The sequence below is a fragment of the Streptomyces sp. NPDC006332 genome, assembly GCF_040612855.1.
GTDB lineage: Bacteria > Actinomycetota > Actinomycetes > Streptomycetales > Streptomycetaceae > Streptomyces.
Window position 1 is genome coordinate 1 of record NZ_JBEXRA010000040.1, and the last position, 22,266, is coordinate 22,266.

Consider the following 22,266-nt stretch of genomic DNA (forward strand, 5'->3'; position numbering starts at 1 on the left):
GGTCGCGCAGTTCCCCGCGCCCCTAGGTGGGCATACTCGGGCCCAGTTTGCAGGGGACCTCAGACGTCCGACCCAGGGGCGCGGGGAACTGCGCGACCAGCCACCCATGCACCCGCGGGCGAGAACGGCCTCAGACCCGCATCGGCTGCGGGCCCCGGTACGGACCGCGGGCGTCGGGTGGGCCGCGGCCCGCAGCCCGCGGTCCGACCGGCGGCGGGTCAGCCCGTGACGGGCGTGAACCGCACCGGCAGGGACTGCGGGCCCCGGGTGAAGACGCCCTGTTCCACGGGGTCGAAGCCGTCGGCGAACCGCAGGTCGGGCATGGCGTCCAGGAGCTGGCCCACACCGATCTCCACTTCGGCCTTGGCAAGCAGGGCCCCCACGCAGAAGTGCCGGCCGAGCGCGAAGGCGAGGTGGTCGGCGGCAGCCGAGAAGGCGGTCGCCGTCGTCAGGTCGTCGCGGAAGATGTCGAAGCGGTCCGGGTCCTGGTAGCGGTCGCCGTCCCGGTTGGCGGCGCCGATCAGGCAGGTGACGGTGGCTCCCGCCGGTATGGTTCCGCCGCTGAGCGCGACCTCGTGCGCCGACTGACGCATGATCATGTGGACGGGCGGTGTGTAGCGCAGCGTCTCGGCGAAGGCGCGGGCTATCAGGCCGCGGTCCTCCCGTACGGCCGCCAGTTGCTCCGGGTGCGCCAGGAGGTTCGCGAAGATGCTGGCGATCGCCTTGTCGGTGGTCTCGCCGCCCGCGGCGAGCAGCAGACTGCAGAAGGCCTTGATGTCCTCGTCGCTCATCCGCACACCGTCGACCTCGGCGGCGCACAGCGTGGACAGCAGGTCGTCACCGAGGCTGTCCCGGCGTTCCCGGATGATCGGCACCATGTACTCGGCGAACTCCACCCGGGTCCGCTCGCCGGCCGCGGCCACCTCCGGGTCGCCCGACAGGTTGCCGAGGAAGGCGATGACCGAGGTGTACCAGCGGTGGAACCGGGCGTGGTCGGCCTTGCTGAGGCCCAGCATGTCCGCGATCACATTGACGGGGAAGCGGGTCGCGTAGTCGGTGACCAGGTCGGCGGATCCGGTGTGCCGGAAAGCGTCGATGAGTTCACGGGAGTTGCGCTCGATCACCGGCAGGAACTTCTCCTGCAGGTCGCTGCCGCGGAAGGCCGGGGCGACCAGTGCGCGTCGCACGGCGTGCTCCCGCCCGCTGAGCTGGAGGATCGTCTTGCCGTGTACGGGCTCGATCTGCCAGTCGTAGTTGTCGGTGGTGAACTCGCCTGCCTTGTCCTTGAAGACGCGCTCCACGTCCTCGTAGCGCGAGATGATGTAGCTCTCGGTGGCCTGGTGCCAGATCAGTGGGGCGTCTTCGCGCATCACCCGGTAGGCCGGGTACGGATCCGCTGCGAACTCGGGCGAGAGGATGTCGGGGACCTGCTGGGCGGTGGACATGGGAACTCCCTGAGGTCAGCAACCGGGGTATGGCGCAAGGCTATTTCATCCATGTCCGGGCCAGAGTGGCAGCCGGTGCGGCTCTGGTGAAGGATCACGTGCTGAGAAGCTGATCCGCCGGCCGGTGCCGCGACAGGCAACGTCCGCCCGCTGAGAAAGGGACACGATGCAGCTCCCTCCCGACGACCGCTCCGTCAGCCCGCGCACCGGCTACACGCGCGCCCACTGGGAGTCCGCCGCCGACGCCCTGCTGGCCGCCGTGGAGCCGTACGCCACCGAGGACCGCGCCCTCTACCACTTCCCCGGGGACCGTGAGAGCTGGTCCGGCACCCTCTCCGACGGCCTGGAGGGCTACGCGCGGACCCTGCTGCTGGCAGCCTTCCGCCGGGACGAGACGGCGCTGCAGCGGTACGCCGACGGACTCGCGGCCGGGGTGTCCGGGGTCTGGCCCCGCATCGAGGACCGTTCCCAGCCCCTGGTCGAGGCCGCGTCGATCGCCCTCGCGCTCCGCCTCACCCGGCAGTCGCTGTGGGACCGGCTCGACGACGGCGTACGGCAGCGGACCGCGGCCTGGCTCGGCGACGCGCTGACCGCCGAACCCTGGCCCTGCAACTGGGAGTTGTTCCCGGTCACGGTCGGCGGATTCCTGGCGGAGATCGGCCACCGGCCCGAAGCCGCCCGCCAGGCCGTCGACCGCGGCCTGGAGCAGATCGAGCAGTGGTACGTCGGCGACGGCTGGTACACGGACGGCGACGGCCGCAAGTTCGACTACTACAACGGCTGGGCCATGCACCTGTACCCGGTGCTGCACGCCTGGCTCGCGAACGACACCGCGCTGCTCGACCTCTACGGCGGCCGTCTGGAACGTCATCTCACCGACTACGCCCGCCTGTTCGGCGGCGACGGCGCCCCCATGCACCAGGGCCGCTCGCTGACGTACCGCTTCGCGACGACGGCCCCGCTGTGGCTCGGCGCACTGACCGGCCGTACGCCGCTGACATCCGGTCAGACCCGACGGCTGGCCTCCGGAGCGCTCAGGTACTTCCTGGAGCGCGGTGCGGTCGACGAGCGCGGGCTGCTGACCCTCGGCTGGCACGGCCCCGACCCGGCCGTCCTGCAGGGCTACTCGGGTCCCGCCTCCCCGTACTGGGCGAGCAAGGGCTTCCTCGGGCTGCTGCTGCCGCCGGACCACCCGGTGTGGACGGCCCCGGAGGAACCGGCCCCGGTCGAGGGGGCGGACGCTGTGACGTCCCTCGCACCGCCCAACTGGCTTCTCCAGTCCACGCGTTCGGACGGGCTCGTCCGCCTGCACAACCACGGCAGCGAGGACGTCCGCTACGACCCGTACTACACACGCCTCGCGTACTCGACGGTGACGACGCCCGCACCGTCGTACGACAACAGCGTGTTCGTCGGGGACGATCCGAGCCGAACCGGGATCGAGCCGCTGGGAGCCGGGGACGGGTGGGCGGCGTCCCGGCACACCGCCGGCGGGGGAGCACGGGTGACGAGCGTCGTGCTGGCGCGCGGAGCCGTGGAAGTACGCGTTCATCTGGTGGCGGGGGTAGCGCCGGGGACGCCGGTCCGGCTCACGGGATGGGCGGCCGGTGCGGGCGTGCGGGCGGATCTGGAGCCCGTCGTCGGCCTCGGCGAGCACCTCGCGGGCGTCACCGGGGACGGCGACACGCTCTTCGTCGCGCTGGCCCGCATCACCGCCGAACCGGACCCCCGCCCGCTGGCGGAGACGGTGGCGGTACGGGCGAACGGCGCGGGCGAGTTGACGGTCCGCTGGAGCGAGGGGGACGAGGTGCGGATCCGGCTGGACGACTCGGGAGCGCGGGTCGAGGCCGCGTCGGCCCGTCGGGAGGGATGAGCTCCGTGGGGCGTGGGAGAGACGAGACGTTCGATCTTTTACGACGGGCCGGGCTGGAGATCGCCGGTGCCTGGCGCACCGAGGAGGTACCGCCGCCGTCGCTGGCGTTCAGGCGGGTGATCGGGTTCGAGACCGAGCCGACCGCGACCGTCCGGACCGACCGGCCCGATCTGGTCGACGCCGTCAACCGGGAGTGGCACCGGCTGGCGACCGACGCCGGGGTCCTCGACGGGGACGGCGTGTTCCTGATCGGCGTCGCCGGCACCTGCTCGTGCGGTACGCCCGGCACCTGGACCCGGGTCAGGCTCACCGCCGACTGGGACCTTGCCGGGGTGCTGGGCGAGCGGCCCGGGCAGCCGGAGTTCGTCACGCTGTCGCTTGACGGGGACGCCCTGGTGGCCGCCACGGTCGAGGAGTACGACGTGTGGCTGGTCGCCGAGGACCGGATCAAGGAGCGGCAGGAGGCGGCGGCGCGGGCGGCGGCCCGGGAGACACCTCAGGAACGTGCCGCTGCCTGGGCCTCGCTCCTCGAAGGGCCCGGACCGACGCAGAAGCTGCTGGACGCGTGGGCTCTGGGACTGTCGCGCAACTCGGTGACCCCGGACGAGCTCCGCGTCCGACTGCTGCACAGGTCCCATTACGCCATGTACAGCCCGATGCCGACGGCGGTCGTGGACGCGGTTCTGGCCGACCCGGACTGGAAGCGCCGGCAGTTCGCCGCCGAGTGCCAGCCCAACATCAACCCCGACCAGTGGGCCCGGCTGATCCTCGGCGAACGGGACGAGCGCCGCCGGTGGATTCTCGTGATGCTGGCCGCGGAACGGTGGGCCGAACTCACCCAGGACACCTACCAGAAGCTCGCCACCGACCCCTCCGCACGCGTCCGTGCGGAGACCGCCCGCCTCAAGGGACTGGCCCCTTCCCTGGCGCGGGATCTGGCCGCCGACCCCGACGGCGAGGTGCGGGCCGCGGTCTGCGAGCCGGCCTGGCCGCACCTCGACGCCCCGGCACGCGAGGCGCTCCTGACCGACCCGCACGACACGGTGCGGGCGCGGGCCCTGCTGCTGCACCACCAGCTCCACCCCATGCCCCGCTCGGTGTACGAAGCGCAGAACCTCAAGACGGACGTGCTGCAGAGGTGTCGCCTGGCGCGCGAACTCGCCGCACACCTGGCACGGCACGGTGAACCGGCCGAGCGCCGCTCCCTCGCCAACAACCCGCGCCTGGACCCGGACCTGGTCGAACTTCTCGCCGCGGATCCGGACGCCGAGGTCCGGTACGCGGTGTCGATCCGCGCCGACCTCACGGAGGAACAACGCGCCCGCATCCCCATCGACTTCGCACCGCACGCGCGCGCCCACACCCTGGCGTGGGTCAAGGAACTGCACCATGACGACGACGCCATGCGTCGCCTGGCCGCATCCTCCCACCCCCTGGTCCGCAGGAGCGTCGCTCGGGCCCGGCACCTGCCGCCGGACGTCGTCGCCCGCCTCGCCCGCGACGAGGACCGGATCGTCCAGCTCTTCCTCGCCGAATCCTGCGACGACGCCCCCGCGGACATGCTCATGGCAGTGTGGCAGTGGTGGGACGGAAGCCTCACCTTCCCCGACCGTCCACGCGGCCACCCGAACTTCCCCCGCCACGACCTGCTGCGCCACGCCGACGACCCGAACCCACGCATGCGCAGGCTGGCCCCGGACGACCCGGAATCGACGCCCGAACTGGTGGCGCGGCTCAGCCGGGACCCGAGCGCGGAGGTACGGTACCGCGCCGCGACCGACCCGCGACTGCCCGCCGAGTGTGTGGTCCTCCTGCTGGAGGACCCGCACGACCACATACGCGGGGCAGCCGCCCGCCACCCCGGGCTGCCGGTTCGGGTGCTGGTCCGGCTGCTGCGGGACACGGGCACCGCGGAGGACGCGGCCCAGAATCCGGGGCTGCCCGTCGAGGCCGTACGCCGGATGACCGAGCGGATGAGCGGACCTGGGGGTTCTGTGGTCAGGGAGTGAGGCGGGCCATGCGCGGGCTCGTCAGGTCGGGTAGGCCCGGCGAGGACGTCGTACGCGGTGGAGCTGTTCCTCAGCCACCGCTCTTCGACTCGCCGGGCCAGTGTTCGAGCGTGATGTGCAGCGCGTCGATCGCCCTGTCCCAGGACGCCCGTACGTCCCGGGGTGCGCCGAAGCCGCCGGTGGACTCCAGGGCGCAGTAGCCGTGGAAGGTGGCCCGCAACAGACGTACGGCGTCGGTGAGGTCGGGCTCGTCGAGGCCGTAGGCGCGCAGCATGCCGTACGTGATCTCGGCGGTTCGGCGCAGGGCGGGCGAGTCGGCGACGAGGGACTGGTCGATGCGGATCTGGGTGGCCGCGTAGCGTCCGGGGTGCGCGAGCGCGTACTCCCGGTACGCGCCGGCGAAGGCGACGAGCGCTTCCTTCCCGGACCGCCCCGCGACGGCCAGGGCGATCCGGTCGATCATCTCGCCCCCGGCCAGCAGGGCGAGCCGGGTGCGCAGGTCCTGGAGGTTCTTGACGTGCGAGTACAGGCTGGCGTCCTTCACCCCGAAGTGGCGGGCGAGCGCGGAGAGACTGACGTGGTCGAAGCCGACCTCGTCGGCGAGGTCGGCGGCGGCCGCGGTGACACGGTCGGGGGTGAGGCCGGCTCGGGGCATGGGCACCTCGGGACTTGATGATTTCCTAGGGGCTCTAGGTTATGTCCTGGGGAGGGCGCCCGTGGCGTTGTGCGCGCGGAAGATCCACGTCTCGTTCCCGAGCCGGCTGGGGGTTACCGGCGTTGGAGGAGGACACCGAGAAGCCCGGCGTGCTCGCGGTGGAGGTCGGGGAGGGAAGGCGCGTCAGCCGATGGGCGCGTACACGACTCCGAGCTTGTCGATCTCGTCGCCCGCCCGACCGGTGAACCCGACGATCTGCCGGCCCGGCGGAGCCGTGAACGTCCTGGTGTCGGTGGTGGGCGTACCGGAGGTCAGCGAGCGGCCCTTGTCGGTGGTGAAGGCCGCCGAGAAGATCCGGGTCCGGCTGTCCTTCTGGCCCTGGGTCAGCTTCACCGAGGTGAGGTGCTCACCGGGGGCGAGGGTCAGGGACGTCGCGGTGCCGCCCGTGCCGCCGTGCGAGAGGACCGTACCGCCGTCGAGGGTGAGGGACAGCGCGTCGAGGCGGGAACTGCCGCGCAGGGTCAGGGTGCGGGGGGAGGGGGCCGCGGGCAGGTCGTCGGAGTCGTTGAACGCCGTGCCGTGCGGTCCGCCGACGAAGTCGCTGGCCGTCAGGGACGAGTTGAGGGTGTAGGAGAAGCCGACCGTGTGCGGGAAGTGGTCCGACAGGTTGCCGCCGGCCGAGTCGAGGAACGACGCCCACTCGTTGTCGTAGCGCGTGGCCGAGAGCGAGAACAGCTTGCTGCCGCGGTAGAGGACCTTGTCCACCACCTCGCAGCCGTTGGTCGGTGCCGTGGTCGGGCACAGCAGCGCGTCCCCGCCCTGCGTCGGCCGGGCGCCGCCCTTCGCCAGCTGCACCCACGCGTCGGTCAGGCCGTTCTCGTCGGCCAGGGTGCGGATGTTGTCACCGGCGCGGGTGTACCGGGTGTTCGTGTCGCCCATGACGATCACCGCGTTGCCCGCGGAGTTGGCCTGGATGAAGTCGGACAGCTGCTCCACGTTGGCCCTGCGGGCGGCCAGCGCGTCGTCCGTGTCGTCCGCGTTGGTGTGGACGTTGTAGAGGTCCACGAAGACGCCTTCGGCGAGCCGCACCCGGGCCAGCGAAAAGCCCTTCGGGGTCAGGCAGTTGGTGCCGGTGCACTTGTTCCACTTCACCCGCTCGAAGTCCTCGAAGGCGTAGTCGGAGAGGGTGTTGAGGCCGTCGCCGAACGGCACGCCGCCGCTCGTCGCGGTGCGGTAGGGGTGGTTGTCCCCGGCGTAGAGGGCCGCGTGGTAGTTGAAGTCCTCCTGGACGTTCACGATGTCGTACGCCGCCAGGCGCGGGGAGATCAGGGGGGTGTTCTTCTGCGGGTGGCCGGAGCTGAGGCCCTCGGGGAGGCCTGCGACATTGTACGTAAGGACGTTGAACGTGCCGGTGGTGGCGGCCGCCGCGGGTGTCGTGCCGGTGGCGGCGAGGCCGGTCACGGCCAGCGCGGCGGCCGCGAGGGCGCCCAGGAGTCGTCTCATGGTGGGGGTCTCTCTCCGATGGGAGGAAGCGGGGACGGAAGATGAACGGTGCTCAGGTTCCCCGGCAACAGTGTGACGGGCAAGGGTAGTTGGGGAAACAGTGAGAGAGAATCAGCCGCCGGAGCCGGAATCCGCGTGACTGGCCGGCCAAGAATCCGACGTTTGCGTCGAGTTGGGGGGCGCGATGATCGACGTGATCATCGCCGGGGGTGGACCGACCGGTCTGATGCTGGCCTGCGAGTTGCGGCTGCACGGTGTGCGGGTGGTCGTGCTGGAGAAGTTGAGCGAGCCGACCCGGCAGTCCCGCGGGCAGGGACTGCACGCGCGCAGCGTCGAGATGATGGACCAGCGGGGCCTGCTGGACCGGTTCCTCGCGGTCAGTGAGACGTTCCAGGCCGGCGGATTCTTCGGCGGCATCAGGAAGCCGTGGCCGGATGGCCTGGACACCGCGCACCCGTACGGCGTCGCCATCCCGCAGCCGGCCACCGAACGGTTGCTGGGTGAGCGCGCCCTCGAACTCGGCACCGAGATCCGGCGTGGCCGCGAAGTGGTCGGACTGCGTCAGGGCGACGAGGGGGCCGGGGTGAGCGTCGAGCTCGCGGACGGCACGCGGCTGCGCTCCCGCTACCTCGTCGGGTGCGACGGCGGCCGCAGCGTGGTGCGCAAGCTGCTCGGCGTCGGTTTCCCCGGTGAGCCCTCCACGGTCGAGACGCTGCTGGGTGAGATGGAGGTGACCGAGGATCCGGCGACGATCGCCGCCGTGGTCGAGGAAGTCCGCACGACGCACCTGCGGTTCGGTGTCAGTCCCACCGCCGACGGGGTGTGGCGGGTCGTCGTGCCCGCCGACGGTGTGGCCGAGGACCGTGCGGCCGCTCCCACCCTGGAGGAGTTCAAGCAGCGGCTGCGGGCGGTCGCGGGCACCGACTTCGGCGTGCACTCGCCGCGCTGGCTGTCCCGGTTCGGCGACGCGACCCGGCAGGCCGATCGGTATCGGGTCGGCCGGGTGCTGCTGGCGGGCGACGCCGCGCACATCCACCCTCCGACCGGCGGCCAGGGGCTCAACCTCGGGGTGCAGGACGCGTTCAACCTCGGCTGGAAGCTGGCCGCCGCAGTCAACGGCTGGGCACCGCAAGGGCTGTTGGACACCTATCACGCCGAACGGCACCCGGTGGGCGCCCGCGTGCTGGACAACACCCGCGCCCAGATCACGCTGCTGGGGTCCGAGCCGGGTGCGACCGCGCTGCGCGAGCTGTTCTCGACGCTGATGGACTTCGAGAAGGTGAACCGGTACGTGACCGGGATGATCACCGCGATCGACGTCCGCTACGACGTCGGCGAGGGCCATGAGCTGCTCGGTCGCCGGATGCGGGACGTGGGGCTGAGGCGTGGGCGGCTGTACGAGCTGATGCACGACGGCCGCGGACTCCTGCTCGACCGGACCGGCCGGCTCTCGGTGGCGGGCTGGGCGGATCGGGTCGACCACGTCGTCGAGGCCAGCGCGGAACTGGACGTGCCCGCGGTGCTGCTGCGGCCGGACGGCCACGTGGCGTGGGTCGGCGAGGACCAGGCGGAGCTGCTCGGCCAGCTGCCCCGGTGGTTCGGTGCCGCGGCGGACTGAACGAGCAACTGACCGCCGCCCGTCTCGCCGTACCGGAGCCGGTGGCGTCGGTCGCACCTCGTCCCGGTCGCGGCATCGGTCGTCAAGGTAAATGCGGTTGCGGTCCGGGCAGCCGCCCGGCAGCCTGACCTGGCGGCGGCGGTGTCGCTCGCCGTGTTGCGACGACCGCAAACTCACCTGCCCCGTACCGGCGTTGGAGTACCGGTCGGCGGCCCGGTGACGCCACGGCCGCCATGAGGTTGCCGTGGACACGGGGAGGGGCATGACGCACGAGGCACGACGCGCCGAGGAACCCGGCAGCCGGACACCGCGCGGCTCCCGGCCGGACCCGCCCGGCACATCGCGCCCCCTGTGGCGGCAGCGGGACTTCGGGATCTTCTGGGCCGCGCAGACCCTGTCCGTCCTCGGCGACTCCTTCGCCCTGATCGCCCTGCCGCTGCTGGTGCTCCAGGCCACCGGCTCACTCGCCCGGATGGGCCTGCTCACGGCGGTCGGCGGAGCGGCCTCCGTGCTGGCGGCCGTGTTCGCCGGGGCCCTGGTGGACCGTGTCGACCGCCGTCGTCTGCTCATCGTCTGCGACCTGGTGCGCATGGTGCTGTACGGGGTGATCCCGCTGGTGTGGCTGTTCGGACCGCGGGTCTGGCTGCTCTACGTGGTCCTGCCGCTGTGCGAGGCCGTCGGCATGCTGTTCGCCGTCGGCTATGTCACCGTCGTCCGCGGCCTGGTCGGCACCGGACAGCTCACGGAGGCCAACGGCCGGCTGAACGCGACCGCCGCGGCGGCCGGCGTCCTCGGACCGGTGGGCGCGGGAGTGGTGGCCGCCTGGTCCGGCCCGGCCGCAGCCGTGGGAGTGGACGCGGCCAGCTTCGGCGTCTCGGCGGCCTGCCTGCTCCTCGTACGGTTCGCGGCGCGCTCCGGGGACGACGGCGCCCCGGCGCAGCGGACGAGCCTGTGGCAGGACCTGCGCGCCGGGATCGCGTTCCTGGCCGGCCATCCGGTGCTGCGCTCGCTCACCGCCCTGCTGTTCGTCTTCAGCTTCCTCACCCTCGGCCTCAACGACCTGGTCATCTACCACCTCAAGCACGACCTCGGTCACGACGACGGCACGGTCGGCACCGTCATGGCCGTCGGCGCCCTCGGCACCATCACCGGCGCCCTGCTGGTCGCCCGGGTCCGCCGTCGGCTCGGCTTCGGCCCGACCTGGACGGTCGCGGTCGCGGTGAGCGGGCTCGCCTTCGCGGGCCTGGGCTGGGCCGGCGACGTGCCCGCCGTCGCGGCCCTGACGGCGGCCTTCCTCGCCTCCGTCGCCATCGCGGGCACCTGCTCCATGTCCCTGCGCCAGGAAGTGACCCCGGAACCGCTCCTGGGCCGCGTCACCTCAGCCTTCTGGACCCTCCAGTACGCCGCGGCCCCGATCGGCGCGGCCGTCCTGACCTGGACGGCGGACCGGCAGGGCACGGCACCGGTCGGCCTGGTCGCCGGCGGCTGCTGCGTACTGATCGCGGTGGCCGCCCTGTTCACGCCGATCCGGCGGTCGGACCCGAACTGAGGCCGCCGCCCTCACCCGTTCACGCCCGCGTAGTGCGCCAGGCTCCGCCGCCACAGCAGTCGCGCCCCCAGATACGCCAGCACGCCCAGCAACGGGGAGGCCGCCGCCAGCCAGTACGGGACGCCGGTGTCGTGGCCGTGGCCGGTGAGGACGGCGGCCGGGAAGTACGCGACGAACGCCAGCGGAAGACCGAACGTCAGGAAACCGCCGACCGCTTTCGGCAGCACGTTCAGCGGATAGCTGCCGAAGGTGCCGAGCAGTTCCTCCAGCCAGCGGCCCCAGTAGTCGGCGGCCGGGAAGCGCAGTGAGGCACAGGCCACCGCCGTGAACAGGGCCGCCTCCAGGAGCATGCCGCCGAGGATCGCGGCGATCAGGTACGAGGTCCGGCCCGCCGTCCACTCCAGCTCGCTGCGGCTGAGCGCGCCCGCCATCAGACCGACCGCGACGGTCAGGTCACCGATCGCGTTGGTGGGGAAGTAGGAGAGCTGGACCTGACGGTGCACCGGCATCGGACGGAGGAGATAGGCGTCGATCATGCCTTCCTGGATCAACCGGCCGGCGCCGTGCATCCGGCCCAGCACCAGGACGAACAATCCGTGCGCGAGCATGCGCGTCGCCGGTATCAGCAGCACCTCCGAGCTGCCCCAGCCGCCCATCCCGGTGAACCGGGTCAGCAGCACCGTCGCGAAGACGATCACGGACACCTGCCAGATCGCGCCGATCGCCACCATCAGCAGGAACTCGGAGCGGTACTCCAGCTGCGCCCGGAAGTTCAGACGCGTCACACGCCACGCGATGCGGACGGCATGCATGGGCATCAGCCTCCCTGGGAGATGACACGGCGGGCGGCGCGGTGCCACAGGAACCGGGTGAACAGCGCCAGCAGCGCGACCCAGGCGGCCTGGATCGCCAGCTGGCCGGCCGCGTCCGACAGCGGGATACGGCCGATGTACAGCGACAGCGGCACACTCAGCGTCGCCTGGAACGGCATGAACGAGCTGAGGGTGACGAACCAGTCGGGGAAGAACCACAACGGCGCGTACACCCCGGACAGCAGGTTCTGCGCGAAGATCAGGATCAAGATCGCGGCGTTGTTGCGCAACGCCCAGAAACACCACTGGTCCGTGGCGAGCATGATGTAGTACAGCACCCACTGGCCGAGCAGCAGACTCAGCGCGAACACCCCCGCCACCGCCGCCGACGCGGGCGGCTCGACGACGCCCGCGGCGAGGCACAGCACGTATCCGCCCAGCGCCCACGCGAACCCGTACAGCTGCTCCCCGAGGGCGCGCAGGGCGTAGTAGCGCCGGGGCGGCAGCGGGCGCAGGTACCAGTACACGATGGTGCCGTAGTGCATGTGCTGGATGACGGTGTCCCGGCCCGAGAACTGGTCCAACTCCCGCAGCCGGGAAGCCAGTACGGCCAGCACGGCGTAGGTGACCGCCTGGTCCCGGTCGAGGCCCGCGGTGGTGCCGGTGTGCTCGTACAGGCCGTGCCACAGCGAGGCCACCAGCACCACCTGCACGGTCAGCCTCAGCAGCACGGCGGTCATCCGGGGCGGGGTGTGCAGCTCGCCGAGCGGGGTGACCCGGGCGGTGCGCCAGGCGTGGAGTACGGCCATCACACCGCCCCCGCCTGGGCGTAGGCGGTCCGCATCACGTCCTCGAGGTCCGCCTCGTCGATGGCGACGCCGGTCACCTCGTACCGCTCGATGACCGCCTTCAGCGCCTGGTGCACGGACGGCGCGTCGGGTCCGTCGGGACCGAACACGACCTGCGGGCCCTCGTGTCGCAGCACCGCGATCCCGGGCAGCGCCGCGACCTCGGTGTGCGCGTCGGCGAGGGTCGCCCGGACCTGCCAGGTCGAGCCGAACGTGCGGCGTATCTCGTCGAGGCCGCCGTCCAGGACGAGCCTGCCGTGGTTGATCAGGATGACCCGTTCGGCGAGCCGCTCGACCTCGGTCATGTCGTGCGTGGTCAACAGGACGGTACGGCCGCGTTCCTCGACCTGGTGGCGCAGGAACTCCCGTACCTGCTCCTTGACGACCACGTCCATGCCGATGGTGGGTTCGTCGAGGAAGACGACCTGCGGGTCGTGCAGCAGGGCGGCGGCGAGATCGCTGCGGACGCGCTGGCCGAGGGAGAGGTGACGCACCCGGGTGTCCCAGAACGACGACAGGTCCAGCAGGTCGTCGAACTCCTTGAGACGGGCCGCGTGTTGGGCCTTCGGCACCTCGTAGATGTCCCTGAGGATCGCGAACGACTCACGCACCGGCAGGTCCCACCACAGCTGCGTGCGCTGCCCGAACACCGCCCCGATGTTGCGGGCGTTGCGCTCGCGCTCCCGGTACGGCACCAGGCCCGCCACCCTCGCCTCGCCGGAGCTCGGCGTGAGGATGCCGGTGAGCATCTTGATGGTGGTGGACTTTCCGGCGCCGTTCGGGCCGAGCAGGGCGAGGAGTTCGCCGGGGGCGACGTCGAAGGTGATGTCCGAGACGGCGTGCTTGGCGACCCGTTCCGGATTGACCAGGGACCGCAGCGTGCCCGTGAGACCGGGGCGGCGGACGCTGGTGTGGAAGACGCGGGACAGGCCACGGACCTCGATGCTTCCGCTCACGCTGTGTACTCCCTTGCTGAGCATGAGATGCGGCCGGTCGGTTTGGAGGGCCGACCGGCCGCGGGGCACATCAAGACCGTTGCAGAATGTCGATCAATCGGTCAATGGATTTATGGATCAACGAATTGGACTAATGCCTGTCCGGCCCCTGGTCGACCGCGGAGAACACGAACGAGAACTCGGCCGGCTCGGCGCGCAGCAGGTACTGCGGCAGCGGGCCGGGCCCGCAGGACTGCGAACCCACGCCGTTCAGGCCGTGGTCGAGGTTCACCCACACCGTGTCGCCGGCCTCGAGGTCGGTGCGGTGCGAGGCCGCGTCCAGCTGCTCGGTGGTCCACCGCCGGGCGCTGAACCAGAACTCCGGGTCACCCTCGACCCGGAGGCCGCCGAGCTCCACCCAGCGGACGTCGGCCCGGGCCCCGTTCTCCTGCGGGCGCACGTACGGCGTCTGCAGCTCGTCGACCGAGGACTCCCAGCGGCCCGTCATCGAGGCCGACCTGGTGTCCGGGTAGGCCTCGCCGGGGCCGCCGCCGAACCAGCGCACCCGGTCCGTCGAGCCCGGCAGCCCGAGGCGGACGCCGAGCCGGGGCAGGGGCAGCGTCCACTCGCCCTCCGGGGTCACCGACACGGTCAGCCGCAGCCGCTCGCCGTCCGAGGTCCAGCGGTAGACGGTGCTCAGACCGACCTCGGCGGCGGCGGGCGCCACCCGGGTCCGTACCGTCAGGGCGTCCTCGCCCGGCTCCACGGACACCAGCCGGTGCCGCATGCGGTGCAGGCCCAGCTTCCGCCACAGCGCGCTGTATTGAGTGCCGGTCCGCCACTCCGTGCCGTCGTCGTTGTCGGTGGTCGCCCGCCACACGTCCAGCCGGAGGCCCTCGACCGTGACCCCGCCGATGGTGCGCGGCGCACCGGTCCGGGCGTCGAAGGAGGCCGGGCCGAGCGTGATCAGCCGCTCGTCGGGCACCGGCCGGTCGGTGGCCGTGAGGGAGGGCACCGGGCGGGCGGCCTCCGCGACCTGGCCCCAGGCGACCACATGGCCCTTCGCCGCCCATGCGGTGTCGGCCGCCAGCAGCGCCCGTACCGTCCACCCGGACTCCCCGCCGGGGGTCTGGGCGGGCGGCTCCGGCAGCTTCACGTCGACCGACTCGCCCGCCGCCAGCGCGGGCACGTTCAGCGTCCCGGCCTCGATCACCTCGCCGTCCACCTGGTACGACCACTCGAAGACCAGCGCGGACAGGTCGGCGAAGTCGTGCCGGTTGGTCACGCGGACGGTGCCGTCGCCGCCGCCGTCGATGCGGACCGGCTCGATGACCTTCTTGTACTCGACCAGGCCGGGGGAGGGCCGCCGGTCCGGGAAGAGCAGTCCGTCGCAGACGAAGTTGCCGTCGTGCAGCTCCTCACCGAAGTCACCGCCGTAGGCGTAGCCCAGCTCGGGGTGCTTGATGCCGTGGTCGATCCACTCCCAGATGAAGCCGCCCTGCAGCCGGTCGTACTTCTCGAACAGCCGCTGGTAGTCCAGGAGCCCGCCGGGGCCGTTGCCCATGGCATGGCCGTACTCGCACTGGATGAAGGGAAGCTGGCGTCGCTTCTTGGTGCCGCCGTCCGTGCGCCGGCCGATCTGCTCGACCTCGTCGTGGAAGGCGTACATCCGCGAGTACACGTCGGTGTCGCGGCAGCTCCAGTCGCCCTCGTAGTGCACGAGCCGCGAGGAGTCCCGGCCGTGGATCCACTCGGCCATCGCGGTCAGGCCGCGGCCGGTGCCGGCCTCGTTGCCCAGGGACCAGAAGACGATCGACGGGTGGTTCTTGTCCCGCTCGACCATGCGGGCCGCGCGGTCCAGCAGGGCCGGGGTCCAGCGGTCGTCGTCCACGGGGTTGTCGCGCCAGTCCTGCTCGACGAACCCGTGGGTCTCCAGGTCGCACTCGTCGACGACCCACAGGCCGTACTCGTCGCACAGGTCGAGGAAGGCCGGGTGCGGCGGGTAGTGCGAGGTGCGGACGGCGTTGATGTTGTGCCGCTTCATCAGCAGCACGTCCTCGCGCATGGTCTCCAGGTCGAGCGCGCGGCCCCGCTCCGGGTGCCACTCGTGCCGGTTGACGCCCTTGAAGAGCACCGGCGTGCCGTTGACCTTGATCAGACCGTCCTCGAGCACGACGGTACGGAAACCGATGCGCAGGGGCACCCGCTCGCCCTCGGTCACCAGCTCGCCGTCGTACAGCTTCGGGGTCTCCGCGGTCCACGGCAGCACCCCGACGGTGACCGCCTCACCGGTCGCGACGTCGATGCCCAGCGCCGGCACCAGCACCCGGCCGTCGACGTCGGAGTCGACACGCAGGGTGCCCTCGCCGCTGGTGTGGTCGTAGGAGGCGTGCACGAAGTGGTCGAGCACACCGCCCGCCGGGCGGTGCAGCAGCGTCACGTCACGGAAGATGCCCGGCAGCCACCACTGGTCCTGGTCCTCCAGGTACGAGCCCGCCGACCACTGGTGGACACGGACCGCGAGCACGTTCCGGCCCGGCTTCAGGAGATGGCCGACCGCGAACTCGTGCGCCAGCCGCGAGCCCTTGAACTCACCGATGTCCGTGCCGTTCAGCCAGACCCTGGCGCAGGACTCCACGCCGTCGAAACGGAGCACCGTCCCGCCGTCCGCGGGCCAGTCGGACGGCAGGTCGAAGTCCCGCAGATGGTCACCGGTCGGGTTCTCGGTCGGGACGTGCGGCGGGTCCACCGGGAAGGGGTAGAGGACGTTGGTGTAGATCGGCGCCCCGAAGGCACCGTCGCCCTGCAGGACCCAGTGCCCAGGGACGGTGATCTCCGCCCAGCCCCCGGCGTCGTAGCCTTCCTCGGCGAACGAGTCGTCCTCGGCGTCGGCCGTGGCCGACAGCCGCAGGCGCCAGCTGCCGTTCAGCGACAGCGACGCGGCATCCGAGGACGCGTACCAGGCACGGGGCGGGAGCGCCCCGCTGCCCGGCGAGACGTCCTCGACGTAGTCGACAGCGGGGGTGGTGCGGAAGGACATCGGTCTCCTTGCTCAGCCCTTGATGCCGGTCTGTGCGATCCCCTGCACCAGCCAGCGCTGGAGGAAGAGGAAGACGAACACCAGGGGCAATATGGAAAAGGCGGTGGCCATGAAGATCAGATGGAAGACGACGGTCTGGTTGGTCATGTAGTTGGAGAGCGCGACCTGGACGGTCCACGAGCCCGGGTCCTGGCCGATGACCAATGGCCACAGGAAGGAGTTCCAGCCGTTGATGAACGTGATGGTCGCCATCGCCGCGAAGAAGTTCAGCGAGTTCGGCACCACGATCCGCCAGTACGCACCCCAGTAGCCCAGCCCGTCCACCCTTGCCGCCTCCTCCAGCTCCTTGGGGAACCCCAGGAAGTACTGCCGGAACAGGAAGCAGGTGAAGCCGCTGAACAGCCCCGGAATGATGAGACCTCGGTAAGTGTCCACCCAGCCGAGCGACGACACCAGTACGAAGCTCGGAACGAAGGTGACCGCCGTTGGGACCATCAGGGTGCCCAGGACGGCGTAGAAGACCTTGTTGGCGTGCTTGTACGGGATGCGGGCGAGAGCGTAGCCCGCGAGGGAGCACACCAGCAGGACGCCGGCGGTGTGCAGGGTGGCCACGATCGCCGAGTTCCACAGGGACTGGGCGAAGGGCACCGTCTCGTCGGTGAACAGTTCGCTGATGTTGCCCCACTGGATGTTCGTGGGGAAGAACTTCCAGTTCTCTCCGGTGATCTCGGCGTCGGTGGAGAGAGCGTTGCGGATCAGCAGGTAGAACGGAATCAGGAAGAAGAAGGTGGCGATCCCGGTGGCGATGTAGAGGCCGGTGGAGCTCATCACGCCGCCACCGCGCTTGTCACGGCGGGACTTGTCTGACGGCGGTGCGGGTTCCCGCACCTCGGGCATCGTGGTGGTCACTTGGACTCGTCCCCCCTTCCGAAGCCCATGAACTTGCCCTGGAGCAGGGTCACGGCACAGATCAACACGGTCAGGATGACCGCGCCCGCGCTGCCGGAACCGTAGTCCTGGCTCTCACCGAGGGCCTTGTAGTACAGCTCGACGAGGGGTGGGCGGCCCCATGTGGTCTTCGACAGGAGGTTGAAGAACTCGTCGAAGGCCTGGTAGGCGGCGATGAGCAGCAGGAGGATCACCGCGGTGGAGGTGGCGCGCAGCTGGGGCAGGGTGATGTACCGGAAGGTCTGCCAGCCCGGCTTGGCGCCGTCGATCGCGGCGGCCTCGTACAGCTCGCCGGGGATGTTCTGGAGCGCCGCGATGAACAGGATCATGTAGAAGCCGGACTGCAGCCACAGACGCGCGGTGACGATGACCAGCCAGTACCAGGGCGGATTGGGGTCGGCCAGCCAGGCGATGTTCTCGATCCCGAACCAGCCGAGGACCGTGTTCATCAGGCCGAAGCGGACGCCGCTGAAGATGGACATCTTCCAGATCAGCGAGGCGGCCACATAACTGCACGCGGTCGGCAGGAAGAACACCGACCGGAAGAACGCCCGCATGAAGCGCAGCCGGTTCACCAGCAGGGCCAGGCTCAGCGAAAGCGCCCAGGTGGTGGGCACGATGAACGCGGCGAAGGCGGTGAAGGTGCCGAGCGAGCCGACGAAGTCGTCGTTCGTCAGCATGTACGTGTAGTTCTCGAAGCCGACGAACTTGTCGGGTGTGACGGTGAAGCGGGCCTCGAAGAAGCTGAGCCAGAGGCTCCAGAGGATCGGCGCGTAGACGAAGATCGCCAGACCGATGAGGAACGGCCCGCAGAAGAGCCAGAAGTTGAAGGTGGGGCTGCCCCGCAGACCCCGCCGCGGCTTGGCCGGGGAGGCCTTGGCCGGGGCGGGGCGCGCGAGGTCGCGCGTCTTGGTCGTCGACATGTCGCTGATCCGTCCCGCGGTCTATCCGAAGAGCTTCTTGAGCTCGCGGTTGACGGCCGCGTCGGCCCTGTCGAGGGCCTTCTCCGGGGCCATGTCCTTGCGGACGGAGTTGGCGAAGACGTCCTCAAGGGCGGTGATCATGGCCTGGGTCCAGCCGATGTTGTCGAAGTGCCCGAACTCGTTGAAGAGCTTGACGCCCTCAGCGGCGTTGCCCGACTTGAGCTTGGTGGCGGACTGCGCGATCGAGGTGCGCGGCGGGATGTGGAAGCCGAAGGACGTGGCCCACTCCTCCTGGTACTTCTTCTGGTCGATCCACAGCCACTTGACGTACTCCTTGGCCGCGTCGACGTTCTTGCCCTTGGCGTTGACGAACATCGACCAGCCGCCGTTGTAGACCGACTGCTTGCCGGAGTCGACGGTCTTCGGGAAGGGGAAGACGCCCCAGTCGTCGCCGAGCGCGTCCTGGATCGTCGGCATCGCCCACATGCCGCAGAACTGGATGGCACACAGGCCCTGGGTGAAGGAGGACGGGTCCCAGGATTCGGTCGGAGCGCCGAGGAGAAGGTTGCCGCTGGTGAACAGAGTGCGCATCTTCTTGATGCCCTCGATGACGCCGGGGGTGTGGTAGGCGATCTCGTTCTTCTCGTTGAGGGTGTCGGCGCCGGCCGACCAGATCATCGGGAAGATGACGCTGTGCAGGTCGTTGCCCATGTACAGGCCCTTGACCTTGCTGGTGGTGAGCTTGGCGGCGGCCTCCATCAGCTCGTCGAGCGTGGTCGGCACGTCGACTTTGGCCTTCTCCAGCATCGACTTGCGGTAGAAGAAGAACTGCGGGTCGTCGATCATCCGGACGCCGTATATCTTCCCGTCGACCGTGTGCGACTTGATGTCGGCCGGGTTGAAGTCGTCCTTGACCGGGTTGATGATGTCGGTCAGGTCCGCCACCTGACCGCTCTTGATCATCTGTATCTGCGGGTGGAACTCGAAGAGGTCGGGCGCGTTCTTGGTGAGCAGGGTGGCGAAGAGCTTGCTCTCGAAGTCGGCGCTGGTGATCCACTGCGTGGTCACGTTGGCCTTGTCGTAGGCCTTGGCGTACTTCTTGATGGCCTGCTCGGTGCCCGCCTCGCCGTACGCGTGGAAGAACTGCGTCAGATTGACGCCCGACCCGGATCCGCCGCCGCGGCCGTTGTTGCCGCCGCACGCGGCCAGACCGCCGGCGGCGGTCAGGCCCAGGGCGGCCCGCAGAACGGTCCGGCGGTCCCAGCTGCTGTTGCTCAATGCCGACATGGTGACGTCCTTGTCTCGAGTACGGCTGCGGCTCTGTCGTTCAGCGTGAAATGGCTCAAAAAGTGGTGCGGTGGCGGGACGCTAGCCTTCGGCTAAGGCTTCGGCAAGGGGTTGGACGAAGCCTGTTCGAAGCGTTGCGTAATGTTCGGGATACCGGACGTCATGGGGTGGTGAGCCGCCGTGAGACGTCAGGTCAAGCGGGTCGTGCGGTGCGGCCCCTCGCGGCCGGGGCGCGCTTCGCGGAACGCTGGCCCACCGACTGGAGGGCCCCTTCGAGCGCGAAGGTCGCGGCGCCCAGGCATGCCGGGTCGGAGGGGATGGGGGACAGGACGATCTCGGTGGCGGCCATCGGCCGCGGCAGCGCGTGCCGGGCCACCGCCTCGCGCACCTCGGCAACCAGGGGTTCGCCGAGGGTGGCCGCGACCCAGCTGCTGAGCACGACCACCTCCGGGTTGAACACGTTCACCAGGTCGGCGATGCCGGCGCCGAGGTAACGGGCGGTGTCGCGGACCACCTCGACCGCCACCGGGTCGTGCTCGACCATCCCCCGGGCCAGCGCGTCGATGGTGGCCGTCTGGTCCTGCGGGTGCAGCAGCGCGCTGTCCGGGGCACGCTCCCGCAGGTTCAGCATGATGCCGGGGGCGCCGACGTACGTCTCCACGCAGCCGTGGTTGCCGCACCGGCACGGCCGTCCGTCCAGGACGATCGTGGTGTGGCCCCACTCGCCGGCGCTGTTGCTCACGCCCCGGTGCAGCCCGCCGCCCAGCACCAGTCCGGCGCCGACCCCGGTCCCGAGGTTCACCACCACGGCGTTCCCGCGTCCGCGCGCCGCCCCGAACCACAGCTCGGCCACCGCGCAGGCACGCAGCGGGTTGTCCAGGTAGAGGGGATAGGCGATGTACTCGGTCAGCAGGTCGAGCAGGGGTACGTCGTGCCAGTCCCAGTTGGGCGCGTACTCCGAGATGCCGGTGGCCCGGTCCACCTGTCCCGGCACGCTCACCCCGACGCCGAGCACCCGGGCGCCCTCGATCCCGGCCTGCGCGACCACCGAGCCGACGGCGGCGACCACATGGCCGACCACCTGCTCGGGGCGGCTCTCGCCGGGGCGTACGTCCTCGTCGGCGCGGGCCAGGACGTTGAGCCCGAGGTCGAACAGCTCGACATGGACGTACGTCTCCGCGATGTCCACGCCGATCAGCGCGCCGCCGGACGCGTTGACCGCGACCAGGCCGCGGGGACGGCCGCCCGCCGAGTCCTCGAACCCGACCTCGGTGATCATCCGGAGGTCCAGCAGCTCGCCGACGAGGGTGGCCACCGTGGCGAGACTCAGGCCGGTGGCGGCGGCCAGCTCCTGCCGGGAGGTGGGTGACGCGGCGATGATCTGGCGCAGCACCTCGTAGCGGTTCGCGGTGCGGATGTCACGTGATGTGCGCTTCACCGGTGTCGCCCCCATCCCTTCCAGACCAGGCCGGGACGGCATCTGCACCGGCGCGGCGCAAGGCTATGGGCTGCCGGGACTTTTCGACAAGGGGTTAGGAAAGGGGCTTTATAAAGTCACCCGGCGAGAATGTCCCGGACGAAGGTGTTGGCGAATTTACCCTCCGGGTCGAGTGCCCCCGCAAGTTCCCGGAAATCGCCCAGTCGCGGATACCGCGAGCGCAGCTCATGTGCCGGGACGGTGAAGACCTTCCCCCAGTGCGGCCGTGCGTCGAACGCGTCCAGCGCCTCCTCCAGTCGCCGCACCACCGGCACCACCGCGGCGGTGTCCTCGATCCAGGTGAAGTGCAGCGCCACGGTGTCCCGTCCGTAGGCGGGGCTCAGCCACTGTGCGTCGGCGGCGACGGTACGCACCTCGCAGGTCTGCAGCACCGGGGCGACCGTGTCCCGGACACCGTCCACCGCGTACAGCGCCTCGACGGCGAGGCGGCGCGGGAGCAGGTACTCCGACTGCAACTCGGCGCCGCTGCTCGGCGTGAACTCGGCCCGGAAGTGCGGCAGCCGCTCGTGCCACGGCCCGGCCACCCCGAACTGCTCGGTGCAGTTGACGGCCGGCATCCCGGGCACCGGGTGCATCTTCTCGACGGCCGGCGCCGCCCACGGGAAGTCCGGCGCGGGCTGGTCCGTGCGCCGCTTGAGCCACACCTGCCGGAAACCGGGCGCCCGCCAGTCGGTGAACAGGCTCACGCTGTACGCCGCGGCCGCCACCGTCTCGAAGTCCAGCCCCGCGAGGGGCAGTTCGGTGAACACGTGCTGCTCGACCTCGAAGGCGGGCTCCAGGTCGAGGGTGAGCGCCGTGACCACACCGAGGGCGCCCAGGGACGTGACGGCACCGCCGAAGCGCTCGTCCTGACGCCCGATGACCGCCGTGGACCCGTCCGCGGTGACGATCTCCACCTCACGCACGGCCGCGGCGAGCGAGCCGTTGCCGACGCCCGAGCCGTGGGTGCCGGTCGCCACCGACCCGGCCACCGAGATGTGCGGCAGGGACGCCATGTTCGGCAGCGCGAACCCGGCCCCGTCCACCCGCCGCGCCAGTTCCGCGTACCGGACGCCGCCGCCGACCCGTACCGTGCGGGCCGACGAGTCGACGTCGACCTCGGCGGGCAGCGCGGCCAGCGACAGCAGGACCCCGTCGGCGCCCGGCTCGGCGATCGCGTTGAAGGAGTGCCCACTGCCCAGCACCCGCACCTTCGCGCTGTCGGCCACCAGGGCGGCCAGCGCGGTGAGCGAGTGCGGCCGGTGCAGCTCCTTGGCCGTGTAGGTGATGTTGCCGGCCCAGTTGGTCACCGTCTCGGTCATCCCGCGGCCCCTCCCTGTCGAG

General features: G+C 70.7%; 16 protein-coding genes. 4 read left to right on the top strand and 12 right to left on the bottom strand.

All coding sequences use genetic code 11. From position 1 onward, the window contains the following. Positions 1-218: 218 nt before the first annotated feature. On the bottom strand, positions 219-1,445 hold the full coding sequence (locus ABZ027_RS29745; protein WP_356773674.1) for a cytochrome P450: 1,227 nt from the start codon (positions 1,443-1,445) through the stop codon (positions 219-221). A gap of 166 nt (positions 1,446-1,611) precedes the next feature. Here ABZ027_RS29745 and ABZ027_RS29750 point away from each other — a divergent pair, with 166 nt between their 5' ends. Continuing rightward, the gene (locus ABZ027_RS29750) at positions 1,612-3,318 is read left to right on the top strand and encodes a DUF2264 domain-containing protein (protein WP_356773675.1); all 1,707 of its coding nucleotides are present in this window, start codon (positions 1,612-1,614) and stop codon (positions 3,316-3,318) included. A 5-nt stretch (positions 3,319-3,323) separates the two neighbouring features. Further along, positions 3,324-5,327: a PE-PGRS family protein gene (locus tag ABZ027_RS29755; protein WP_356773676.1), complete on the top strand. Its 2,004-nt coding sequence runs from the start codon at positions 3,324-3,326 to the stop codon at positions 5,325-5,327. 70 nt (positions 5,328-5,397) lie between these two features. On the opposite strand, the gene ABZ027_RS29760 is transcribed toward ABZ027_RS29755, so the two are convergent. Together ABZ027_RS29760 and ABZ027_RS29765 are read right to left on the bottom strand one after the other, a co-directional pair. Continuing rightward, positions 5,398-5,982 carry a WHG domain-containing protein gene (locus ABZ027_RS29760; protein ID WP_356773677.1) on the bottom strand — a complete coding sequence of 195 codons (585 nt, stop codon included), beginning with the start codon at positions 5,980-5,982 and terminating at the stop codon, positions 5,398-5,400. Positions 5,983-6,165: 183 nt separating this feature from the next. Further along, positions 6,166-7,485, bottom strand: a complete 1,320-nt coding sequence (locus ABZ027_RS29765) for a jacalin-like lectin (RefSeq protein ID WP_356773678.1) — start codon at positions 7,483-7,485, stop codon at positions 6,166-6,168. Positions 7,486-7,669: 184 nt separating this feature from the next. Between ABZ027_RS29765 and rox the strand changes: the two genes are divergently transcribed. Together rox and ABZ027_RS29775 are read left to right on the top strand one after the other, a co-directional pair. Then, on the top strand, positions 7,670-9,103 hold the full coding sequence (gene rox / locus ABZ027_RS29770; protein ID WP_356773679.1) for a rifampin monooxygenase: 1,434 nt from the start codon (positions 7,670-7,672) through the stop codon (positions 9,101-9,103). 262 nt (positions 9,104-9,365) lie between these two features. Beyond that, positions 9,366-10,652, top strand: coding sequence for an MFS transporter (locus ABZ027_RS29775; RefSeq protein ID WP_356773680.1), 1,287 nt, complete (start codon positions 9,366-9,368; stop codon positions 10,650-10,652). Between the two features lie 11 nt (positions 10,653-10,663). Here the strand turns inward: ABZ027_RS29775 and ABZ027_RS29780 are convergent, their stop codons facing one another. The 9 genes from ABZ027_RS29780 to ABZ027_RS29820 all read right to left on the bottom strand — a co-directional run bounded on the left by ABZ027_RS29780 (position 10,664) and on the right by ABZ027_RS29820 (position 22,244). Continuing rightward, a complete protein-coding gene (locus ABZ027_RS29780) occupies positions 10,664-11,464 on the bottom strand; it encodes an ABC-2 family transporter protein (RefSeq protein WP_356773746.1) in 801 nt (266 codons plus the stop codon). A 5-nt stretch (positions 11,465-11,469) separates the two neighbouring features. Continuing rightward, positions 11,470-12,273, bottom strand: coding sequence for an ABC-2 family transporter protein (locus tag ABZ027_RS29785; RefSeq protein ID WP_356773681.1), 804 nt, complete (start codon positions 12,271-12,273; stop codon positions 11,470-11,472). Then, entirely contained in the window at positions 12,273-13,268 is a 996-nt protein-coding gene (locus tag ABZ027_RS29790; protein WP_356773682.1) for an ATP-binding cassette domain-containing protein, read from the bottom strand. Before ABZ027_RS29790 ends, ABZ027_RS29785 begins: the two co-directional genes overlap by 1 nt. Positions 13,269-13,398: 130 nt before the next feature. After that, positions 13,399-16,287, bottom strand: coding sequence for a glycoside hydrolase family 2 TIM barrel-domain containing protein (locus ABZ027_RS29795; RefSeq protein ID WP_356773683.1), 2,889 nt, complete (start codon positions 16,285-16,287; stop codon positions 13,399-13,401). A 12-nt stretch (positions 16,288-16,299) separates the two neighbouring features. Further along, on the bottom strand, positions 16,300-17,184 hold the full coding sequence (locus tag ABZ027_RS29800) for a carbohydrate ABC transporter permease (RefSeq protein ID WP_356773747.1): 885 nt from the start codon (positions 17,182-17,184) through the stop codon (positions 16,300-16,302). A gap of 8 nt (positions 17,185-17,192) precedes the next feature. Beyond that, positions 17,193-18,158 (bottom strand): sugar ABC transporter permease, encoded by a 966-nt coding sequence (locus ABZ027_RS29805; protein ID WP_356773684.1) that lies wholly within the window; start codon positions 18,156-18,158, stop codon positions 17,193-17,195. A gap of 21 nt (positions 18,159-18,179) precedes the next feature. Next, positions 18,180-19,445 carry a sugar ABC transporter substrate-binding protein gene (locus ABZ027_RS29810; RefSeq protein WP_356773685.1) on the bottom strand — a complete coding sequence of 422 codons (1,266 nt, stop codon included), beginning with the start codon at positions 19,443-19,445 and terminating at the stop codon, positions 18,180-18,182. A 193-nt stretch (positions 19,446-19,638) separates the two neighbouring features. Then, positions 19,639-20,883 carry an ROK family transcriptional regulator gene (locus tag ABZ027_RS29815; RefSeq protein WP_356773686.1) on the bottom strand — a complete coding sequence of 415 codons (1,245 nt, stop codon included), beginning with the start codon at positions 20,881-20,883 and terminating at the stop codon, positions 19,639-19,641. Positions 20,884-20,999: 116 nt separating this feature from the next. Further along, positions 21,000-22,244: an FAD-binding protein gene (locus ABZ027_RS29820; RefSeq protein ID WP_356773687.1), complete on the bottom strand. Its 1,245-nt coding sequence runs from the start codon at positions 22,242-22,244 to the stop codon at positions 21,000-21,002. Positions 22,245-22,266 lie beyond the last annotated feature (22 nt).

What these genes read in the sequence shown, in the direction of transcription:
- ABZ027_RS29745 (WP_356773674.1), bottom strand. Translation starts at nt 1,445, where the DNA reads ATGTCCACCGCCCAGCAGGTCCCCGACATCCTCTCGCCCGAGTTCGCA.
- ABZ027_RS29750 (WP_356773675.1), top strand. Translation starts at nt 1,612, where the DNA reads ATGCAGCTCCCTCCCGACGACCGCTCCGTCAGCCCGCGCACCGGCTAC.
- ABZ027_RS29760 (WP_356773677.1), bottom strand. Translation starts at nt 5,982, where the DNA reads ATGCCCCGAGCCGGCCTCACCCCCGACCGTGTCACCGCGGCCGCCGCC.
- ABZ027_RS29765 (WP_356773678.1), bottom strand. Translation starts at nt 7,485, where the DNA reads ATGAGACGACTCCTGGGCGCCCTCGCGGCCGCCGCGCTGGCCGTGACC.
- rox (WP_356773679.1), top strand. Translation starts at nt 7,670, where the DNA reads ATGATCGACGTGATCATCGCCGGGGGTGGACCGACCGGTCTGATGCTG.
- ABZ027_RS29775 (WP_356773680.1), top strand. Translation starts at nt 9,366, where the DNA reads ATGACGCACGAGGCACGACGCGCCGAGGAACCCGGCAGCCGGACACCG.
- ABZ027_RS29780 (WP_356773746.1), bottom strand. Translation starts at nt 11,464, where the DNA reads ATGCATGCCGTCCGCATCGCGTGGCGTGTGACGCGTCTGAACTTCCGG.
- ABZ027_RS29785 (WP_356773681.1), bottom strand. Translation starts at nt 12,273, where the DNA reads ATGGCCGTACTCCACGCCTGGCGCACCGCCCGGGTCACCCCGCTCGGC.
- ABZ027_RS29795 (WP_356773683.1), bottom strand. Translation starts at nt 16,287, where the DNA reads ATGTCCTTCCGCACCACCCCCGCTGTCGACTACGTCGAGGACGTCTCG.
- ABZ027_RS29800 (WP_356773747.1), bottom strand. Translation starts at nt 17,184, where the DNA reads ATGCCCGAGGTGCGGGAACCCGCACCGCCGTCAGACAAGTCCCGCCGT.
- ABZ027_RS29805 (WP_356773684.1), bottom strand. Translation starts at nt 18,158, where the DNA reads ATGTCGACGACCAAGACGCGCGACCTCGCGCGCCCCGCCCCGGCCAAG.
- ABZ027_RS29810 (WP_356773685.1), bottom strand. Translation starts at nt 19,445, where the DNA reads ATGTCGGCATTGAGCAACAGCAGCTGGGACCGCCGGACCGTTCTGCGG.
- ABZ027_RS29820 (WP_356773687.1), bottom strand. Translation starts at nt 22,244, where the DNA reads ATGACCGAGACGGTGACCAACTGGGCCGGCAACATCACCTACACGGCC.